Genomic DNA, 7,004 nt, shown 5'->3' with positions numbered 1-7,004 from the left:
CCCGTGCCTTCCCTTATGTGCGGAATCGACTCGACCGAGCCGTGACCGCTCGCCATATTAAGGTAAGCATTACCTAACTTAATAGACCTCCCCATCGGGGCATGACCGCACAGCTCACGGCGGTAGGGTTAAGGTGTGCCTAACCTAAGGATGCTGGCCGTGGAGCCATGCCGGTGACCGCGCGCGGAAACCTGCGCCCAGCCCTGCTCGTCGTGTTGCCGGTCGTCACCCTGGCCGGACTGTGCGTGCTGTCGATCGGGCTGGGTGCCGTCGACATCCCCCCGGACCAGGTCGTCCGGGCGCTTTTCGGCCACCCCTCGAGCCATCTCGTGGACAACATCGTCTGGACCGTCCGCGTACCGCGCACCGTCCTCGGCCTCACCGCGGGCGCCGCCTTGGGGCTGTCCGGCGCACTCATGCAGGCCCTGACCCGCAACCCGCTCGCCGACCCCGGCATCCTCGGGGTCAGCGCGGGCGCGTCCTTCGGGATCGTCGTCGCCATCGCCCTGTTCGGGCTCGGCTCGCTGTACGGCACGATCTGGTTCGCCCTCGCCGGCGCGCTCGGCACCAGCGTGCTGGTCTTCCTGCTGGGCCGGACGGGCCGTTCGGGCGCGACGCCGGTGAAGCTGGCGCTGGCCGGAGTCGCCGTCACCTTCCTGCTGTTCTCGCTGACCAACGCGATCGTCCTCACCGATCCCGACGCCCTGGACCGCTACCGCTTCTGGTCCGCGGGCACCCTCGCCGACCAGGACGGCACCGTCGTGCGGAGCATCCTGCCGTTCCTGGCGGTCGGGGCGGTGCTCGCGCTCGCCGCCGCCCCCGCGCTCAACAGCCTGGCCCTGGGCGACGACGTGGCCGCGTCCCTCGGGCGCCGGCTCGGCCTCGTACGCCTGCAGGGGGTCGTCGCGGTGATGCTTCTCACGGGCGCGTCGGTCGCCGTGATCGGCCCGGTGGTCTTCCTCGGCCTGGTCGTACCGCACGTCGCCCGGGTGCTGGCCCAGCACGCGGGCATCGGCCCCGACCACCGCTGGCTGCTGCCGCTTTCCGCGGTGCTCGCCCCGTGCCTGCTGCTCACCGCGGACATCCTCGGCCGGGTCGTCGCACGGCCCACCGAGGTCCAGGCCGGAGTGCTCGTCGCCTTCATCGGCGGCCCGTTCTTCGTCGCCCTGGTCCGCCGGCGCAAACTCGCGGAGGTCTGAGCATGACCGCCCTCGCCCCCCTCCGCGGCCGCCGGCCCTTCCGGCTGGCGGCCCCACCGGTCTCCGGAGTGCTCCGGCCGCGGCTGGTCGCCGTGTGCGCCGCCCTGGTCGTCGCGGTGTTCCTGCTCTTCTGCTGGGGCGTCTCCCTCGGGGACTACCCCATCGGGTTCGCCGACGTGGTCAAGGCCCTCACCGGCGCCGGCGACCCCGGAACTGTGCTGGTCGTACGGGAGTTGCGGCTGCCGCGCGCGCTCGCGGGACTGCTCGTCGGCATCGCCTTCGGCATCTCCGGCGCGCTGTACCAGACCATGACCCGCAACCCGCTGGCCAGCCCCGACATGATCGGGCTGACCGAGGGCGCGGGGACCGCCGTGGTCGCGGGCATCGTGCTCGGCTGGGACGGCGGCCTGGGCACCCAGGGCCTCGGCCTGCTCGGAGCGCTGGTGACGGCGCTGCTGGTGTACGCGCTGGCGTGGAAGGGCGGTGCCACCGGCTACCGCATCATCCTGGTCGGCATCGGCGTGTCCTGGATGTGCACCAGCGCCACGGACTACCTGGTCGCGCGCGGCGAGCGGTTCGAGGCGCAGGCCGCCCTCGGCTGGCTGGTGGGCAACCTCAACGGCCGCACCTGGGACCAGGTCACGCAACTCGCGGTCGCCACGGCCGTGCTCGTGCCCCTCGCCCTCGGCATGGGCCGCCGGCTGCGGACCCTGCAGCTGGGCGACGACGTGGCGGCCGGCCTCGGCACGCCGGTGCAGCCGGTACGGCTGGCCCTGCTGCTCATCGGCGTCGGGCTGATCGCCTTCGGCACGGCCGCGGCCGGACCGGTCGCCTTCGTGGCGCTGGCCGCCCCGCAGATCGCCCAGCGGATGGCCGGCACGGCGTGGCCGCCGTTGGCCGCCTCGGGACTGACCGGCGCGCTGGTCGTCCTGGGGTCCGACCTCATCGCGCGTGAAGCGATCCCCGGCACGGAACTCCCGGTCGGGATCGTCACCGGCGTCATCGGCGCGCCGGTCCTGCTCTGGCTGCTCATCCGCGCCAACCGCGCGGGCTCAGGAGGCTGAACCCATGGCGACCACCGACCCCGCCCCCACCGCCGCCGCGGGCCCCGACCTGCGGGCACGCGGGCTGCACCTGGCGTACGACGACCGGCTGGTGGTCGAGGACCTCGACCTCGTCATACCCTCCGGCCGCATCACCGCCATCGTCGGCGCCAACGCCTGCGGCAAGTCCACCCTCCTGCGCGCCCTGGCCCGGCTTCTCGCGCCCCGTCAGGGCGTCGTCGAACTCGACGGCCGCGCCCTGCGGTCGGTGCCGACCAGGGAACTCGCCCAACGGCTGGGCATCCTGCCGCAGACCCCGGTGGCCCCGGAGGGGCTGACCGTCATCGACCTGGTCAGCCGCGGCCGTTCGCCGCACCAGACGTGGTGGCGGCAGTGGTCCAAGGCCGACGAGCTGGCGGTCCACGAGGCACTGGCGGCGACCGGCATGACCGAGCTCGCGAACCGGGCCGTGGACGAGCTGTCCGGCGGCCAGCGCCAGCGGGCCTGGATCGCCATGGCCGTCGCCCAGGGCACCCCCGTCCTCCTGCTGGACGAACCGACCACCTACCTGGACCTGGCCCACCAGATCGACGTCCTGGACCTCGTCACCGACCTCAACCGCCGAGAGCACCGCACGGTGGTGATGGTCCTGCACGACCTCAACCAGGCCTGCCGCTACGCCGACCACGTCATCGCGATGAAGTCGGGGCGGATCGCCGCCGAGGGCACACCGGCCGAGGTGATCACCGCCGGGACCGTCGAGGACGTCTTCGACCTGCGCTGCCAGGTCACCACCGACCCGGTGAGCGGCACCCCGCTGGTGATCCCCATGGGCCGCCACCACGAGGCGGTCCCCGTCGCCGCCGAGTGACCCGCCCGGTGGCGGGCCGGAGGCGATCCGGGAGCCGGACACCGCCGACCTGCGGCGCGTACGGCTGCGGCCTACGGTGTTGGTACGGGGTCCGCACGGCTGATCGGAGCCGGCCATGCCTGTCTACCATGTGGTCACCACGCAGAACACGGTCTCGGCGCGGCAGAAGGCCGAGTTGGCGGCGGAGATCACGCGTCTCCACGCGTCGATCACCGGGGCGCCCACCTCCTTCGTGCACGTGACGTTCGCCGAACTGCCCGAAGGCAGCGTCTTCACGGATGCGGCTCCCTCACGTCCCCTGCTGATCGAGGCGACCACACGGGCGGGCCACGCGGACACGGAGAAGACACAGCTGGCCAAGGACATCTCGGCCGCCGGCAGCAGGGTGACCGGCGTGCCGGAGACGCACATCCTCGTGATCATCAAGGACAGCCCGGCCCGGTTCGCCGCCGAGGGAGGCCGCATCCTGCCCGAGCCGGGGGACGAAGGCGACTGGCCGGCAGGAACCGACTGACCGGCTGCCGGCTTCGGCCGCCGGGGCGGACAGGCGCGGGCGACCGCGGCCCGGCCACCCCGGCGAACCTCACGGCCCTAGCCCGGCAGGACGGTCGTGCCGGCGCCGCCCGGCCCGACGGACAGCGCGCGCAGCAGGGCGTGCGGGGCGCGGCCGTCCAGCACGCGGGCCGTGCGGACGCCCGCCCGGACGGCCCGCAGGCAGCTCTCCATCTTGGGCACCATGCCGCCGCCCAGCGCCGGGAGCATCGCCTCCAGTTCGGCGGCGGTGAGCCGGTCCAGGACCCGTTCGCGGCGCGGCCAGTCGGCGTACAGCCCGGGCACGTCGGTGAGGACGACCAGCGCCTCGGCGTCGAGCGCGGCGGCCAGGGCCCCGGCAGCCGCGTCCGCGTTGACGTTGTAGATCTGGCCGTCCGTGCCCCGGCCCAGCGAGGAGACGACGGGGATGTGGCCGTGGTCCAGGAGCACGTCCACGGCCGCCGTGTTGACCTCCGTCACCTCGCCGACGAGGCCGATGTCGACGATCTCGCCGTCGACCTCGGCGTAGCGGCGCACCGCGGTCAGCGTGTGCGCGTCCTCGCCGGTGAGCCCCACGGCGTACGGCCCGTGCTCGTTGAGGAGCCCCACCAGGTCCCGCTGGACCTTGCCGGCCAGGACCATCCGTGCGACGTCCAGGACCTCGGGGGTGGTGACCCGCAGCCCGCCGACGAAGCGGGCCTCGATGCCGATCAGGTCGAGCTGGGCGCTGATCTGCGGGCCGCCGCCGTGCACCACCGCGACCCGCACCCCGGCCTCCCGGATGCGGACGACGTCCTGCGCGAAGGTGCGCAGCAGGGCGCCGTCGCCCATGGCGTTGCCACCCACCTTCACGACGACGGTGCGGCCTCCGAGCGCGCGCAGGGCGGGAAGCGGCCCGGGGCCGGCCAGGGCCGTCGTCACGGACGCGCGGTCAGGTAGCCGCCCATGGTGCGGAACCAGTCGCCGGCCGCGTACTCGGTGCCGTCGTTTGTGCGGACCGTGCGCACCAGCAGTCCCTTGCGGTGGCCGCCGCGGGCGTCCGCGCCGGCGACGATGACGACGCCGTCGCCCTCGCGGATGAAGATGCGGCCGGGCGTGCCGCCGTAGCGGGCCTGCGAGACGGCGGCGGAGACGATCCTGATGCGTTCGCCGCGGTGGTACGTGAAGGCGTTGGGGTACGGGTCGGACTGCGCCCGCACCAGGCGTTCCAGGTCCTCGGCGGGCCAGTTCCAGTCGATGCGGCTGTCCTCGACGGAGCGCTTGTGGAAGAAGCTGGCGCGGGAGCGGTCCTGGGGCGTCCACTTGGCGCGGCCGGAGGCGATCAGGTCCAGGGACTCGCGCACGAGGGGTGCGATCAGGTCGCAGGTGCGGTGGAAGAGGTCGGTCGCGGTGTCGTCCGGGCCGACGGGCTCCGAGCGCTGCAGCAGGATGTCGCCGGCGTCCAGTTCGCCGTCCATGCGGTGGGCGGTGACGCCGACGCGCTCCTCGCCGTTGATCAGCGCCCAGATGATCGGGGAGAAACCCGCGTAGGCGGGGAGCAGGGAGTCGTGCACGTTGAGGGTGCCGTGCGGCGGGAGGTCGAAGATCTCCGGCGGCAGCCAGGTGCGCCAGTTGTTGGCGACGATGATGTCGGGTGCCGCGGCGCGGATGGCCTCCAGCAGTTCGGCGTCGTCGGGGCGGTTGCGCAGCAGCACGGGCACGCCGTGCTTCTCGGCGAGTTCCGCCACCGAATCGTCCCAGATCTTCTCGTACGCGTGCTCACTCCTGGGGTGGGTCACGACGAGGACGACCTCGTGATCCGACTCCAGCAGGGCCTGCAGCGTCCGGTGTCCCCAGGTCTGATAGCCGAACATGACGACCCGCATGGGCTGCCTCTCCTTCAGTGATTATTGCAAGGTTAGGCTTACCTTATCTAGTATGTGGCGCGCATAGGGAGGCGATGCAACGGTGACAGCACCGCTCAATGAGCCGGACACGATCCACGACATCCTGGGAATCGGTTTCGGTCCGTCAAATCTGGCTCTGGCGATAGCCATCGAGGAGCACAACGCACAAGTCCCCGCCTCCCGGCGGATCAACGCCCGCTTCCTGGAGCGGCAGCCCCGCTTCGGATGGCACCGCGGCATGCTGATCGACGACGCGACGATGCAGGTCTCGTTCCTGAAGGACCTGGTCACCATGCGCAACCCGACCAGCGACTTCAGCTTCCTGTGCTACCTGCGCGAACAGGGCCGGCTGGTCGACTTCCTCAACCAGAAGACGCTCTTCCCGCTCCGCGTGGAGTTCCACGACTACTTCGAGTGGGCCGCCGCCCGCGTCGCCGACGTCGTCGACTACTCCTGCGAAGTGCTGTCCGTCACACCGGTCCGCGACGCCGGCGGCGAGGTCGACCACCTCGACGTGACGTGCCGGGACCCCGAGGACCCCGCGCGGACGGTCACCCACCGAGCCCGCAACATCAGCGTGGCCGTCGGGCTCGAGCCGCACCTGCCGCCGGGCACCGAGCTGTCGGACCGCGTGTGGCACAACAGCCAGCTGCTGCCCAGGGTCGCCGAGCTCACCGCGACGGGCACCCCCGTGCGCCGGGCCGTCGTCCTGGGCGCCGGCCAGAGCGCGGCCGAGGCGGTCGACTTCCTGCACCGCACCTTCCCCGACGCGGAGATCTGCGCGGTGTTCGCCAAGTACGGCTACACGCCCGCCGACGACAGCCCCTTCGCCAACCGGATCTTCGACCCGGAGGCGGTGGACCTCTACTTCGGCTCCCCGTCCGAGGTGAAGCAGTCCCTCGTCGACTACCACCGCAGCACCAACTACTCGGTGGTCGACATGGACCTCATCGAGGCCCTGTACGCGACCTCCTACCGCGAGAAGGTGCAGGGCCGCGAACGGCTGCGCTTCCTCAACGTCTCCCGCATCCGCGACGTGAGCGCCGCGGACGACGGCCTCGACGTGACGGTGGAGTTCCTGCCGACCGGCGAGCGGCACGTCCTGGAGGCGGACGTCCTCGTGCACGCCACCGGGTACCGCTCGCAGGACGTCGGCACGCTCCTCGGGGAGTCCGCCAAGATCTGCCTGCGCGACGACGGCGACGCCCTCCGCGTCGGCCGCGACCACCGCGTCGAGGTCGCCCCCGAGGTGCGGGCGGGCATCTACGTGCAGGGCGGCACCGAGCACACGCACGGGCTGACCTCCACGCTGCTGTCCACCACCGCCGTCCGGGCCGGTGAGATCGTCGCCTCGCTCGCCGCCCGTCAGGACGAGCCGGCCGCGGCGGCCGCGGCCCGCGCCTGAGACGCCTCTGGGGCCGCCGGTCGTCCGGCGGCCCCGGGTCCCCTCCTTGGCTACGCCTCCTGGTCCCGG

General features: G+C 72.5%; 7 protein-coding genes. 5 read left to right on the top strand and 2 right to left on the bottom strand.

Annotation, left to right across the window (positions count from 1 at the left end):
* The first annotated feature begins 173 nt into the window (after positions 1–173).
* From AC1VWI_RS41100 to AC1VWI_RS41085, 4 genes are all read left to right on the top strand, one after another.
* Positions 174–1,199 (top strand): FecCD family ABC transporter permease, encoded by a 1,026-nt coding sequence (locus tag AC1VWI_RS41100; RefSeq protein ID WP_499516159.1) that lies wholly within the window; start codon positions 174–176, stop codon positions 1,197–1,199.
* A gap of 2 nt (positions 1,200–1,201) precedes the next feature.
* Positions 1,202–2,263 carry a FecCD family ABC transporter permease gene (locus AC1VWI_RS41095; protein WP_499516158.1) on the top strand — a complete coding sequence of 354 codons (1,062 nt, stop codon included), beginning with the start codon at positions 1,202–1,204 and terminating at the stop codon, positions 2,261–2,263.
* Positions 2,264–2,267: 4 nt separating this feature from the next.
* Entirely contained in the window at positions 2,268–3,113 is an 846-nt protein-coding gene (locus AC1VWI_RS41090) for an ABC transporter ATP-binding protein (protein ID WP_499516157.1), read from the top strand.
* Positions 3,114–3,228: 115 nt separating this feature from the next.
* Entirely contained in the window at positions 3,229–3,627 is a 399-nt protein-coding gene (locus AC1VWI_RS41085) for a tautomerase family protein (RefSeq protein ID WP_499516156.1), read from the top strand.
* A 77-nt stretch (positions 3,628–3,704) separates the two neighbouring features.
* On the opposite strand, the gene argB is transcribed toward AC1VWI_RS41085, so the two are convergent.
* Positions 3,705–4,565, bottom strand: coding sequence for an acetylglutamate kinase (argB, locus tag AC1VWI_RS41080; protein WP_499516155.1), 861 nt, complete (start codon positions 4,563–4,565; stop codon positions 3,705–3,707).
* A complete protein-coding gene (locus AC1VWI_RS41075) occupies positions 4,562–5,509 on the bottom strand; it encodes a methionyl-tRNA formyltransferase (RefSeq protein WP_499516154.1) in 948 nt (315 codons plus the stop codon). Before AC1VWI_RS41075 ends, argB begins: the two co-directional genes overlap by 4 nt.
* An 82-nt stretch (positions 5,510–5,591) precedes the next feature.
* Between AC1VWI_RS41075 and AC1VWI_RS41070 the strand changes: the two genes are divergently transcribed.
* Positions 5,592–6,935, top strand: coding sequence for a lysine N(6)-hydroxylase/L-ornithine N(5)-oxygenase family protein (locus tag AC1VWI_RS41070; RefSeq protein WP_499516153.1), 1,344 nt, complete (start codon positions 5,592–5,594; stop codon positions 6,933–6,935).
* Positions 6,936–7,004 lie beyond the last annotated feature (69 nt).

The organism is Streptomyces sp. TOM-9 (assembly GCF_056858595.1).
The sequence above is the reverse complement of the archived record's forward strand: the minus strand, read 5'-3'. Positions and strand labels throughout refer to the sequence as shown.

Bases quoted from the DNA above. Each gene is read 5' to 3' on its own strand.
- AC1VWI_RS41095 (WP_499516158.1), top strand. From the start codon at position 1,202: ATGACCGCCCTCGCCCCCCTCCGCGGCCGCCGGCCCTTCCGGCTGGCG.
- AC1VWI_RS41090 (WP_499516157.1), top strand. From the start codon at position 2,268: ATGGCGACCACCGACCCCGCCCCCACCGCCGCCGCGGGCCCCGACCTG.
- AC1VWI_RS41075 (WP_499516154.1), bottom strand. From the start codon at position 5,509: ATGCGGGTCGTCATGTTCGGCTATCAGACCTGGGGACACCGGACGCTG.
- AC1VWI_RS41085 (WP_499516156.1), top strand. From the start codon at position 3,229: ATGCCTGTCTACCATGTGGTCACCACGCAGAACACGGTCTCGGCGCGG.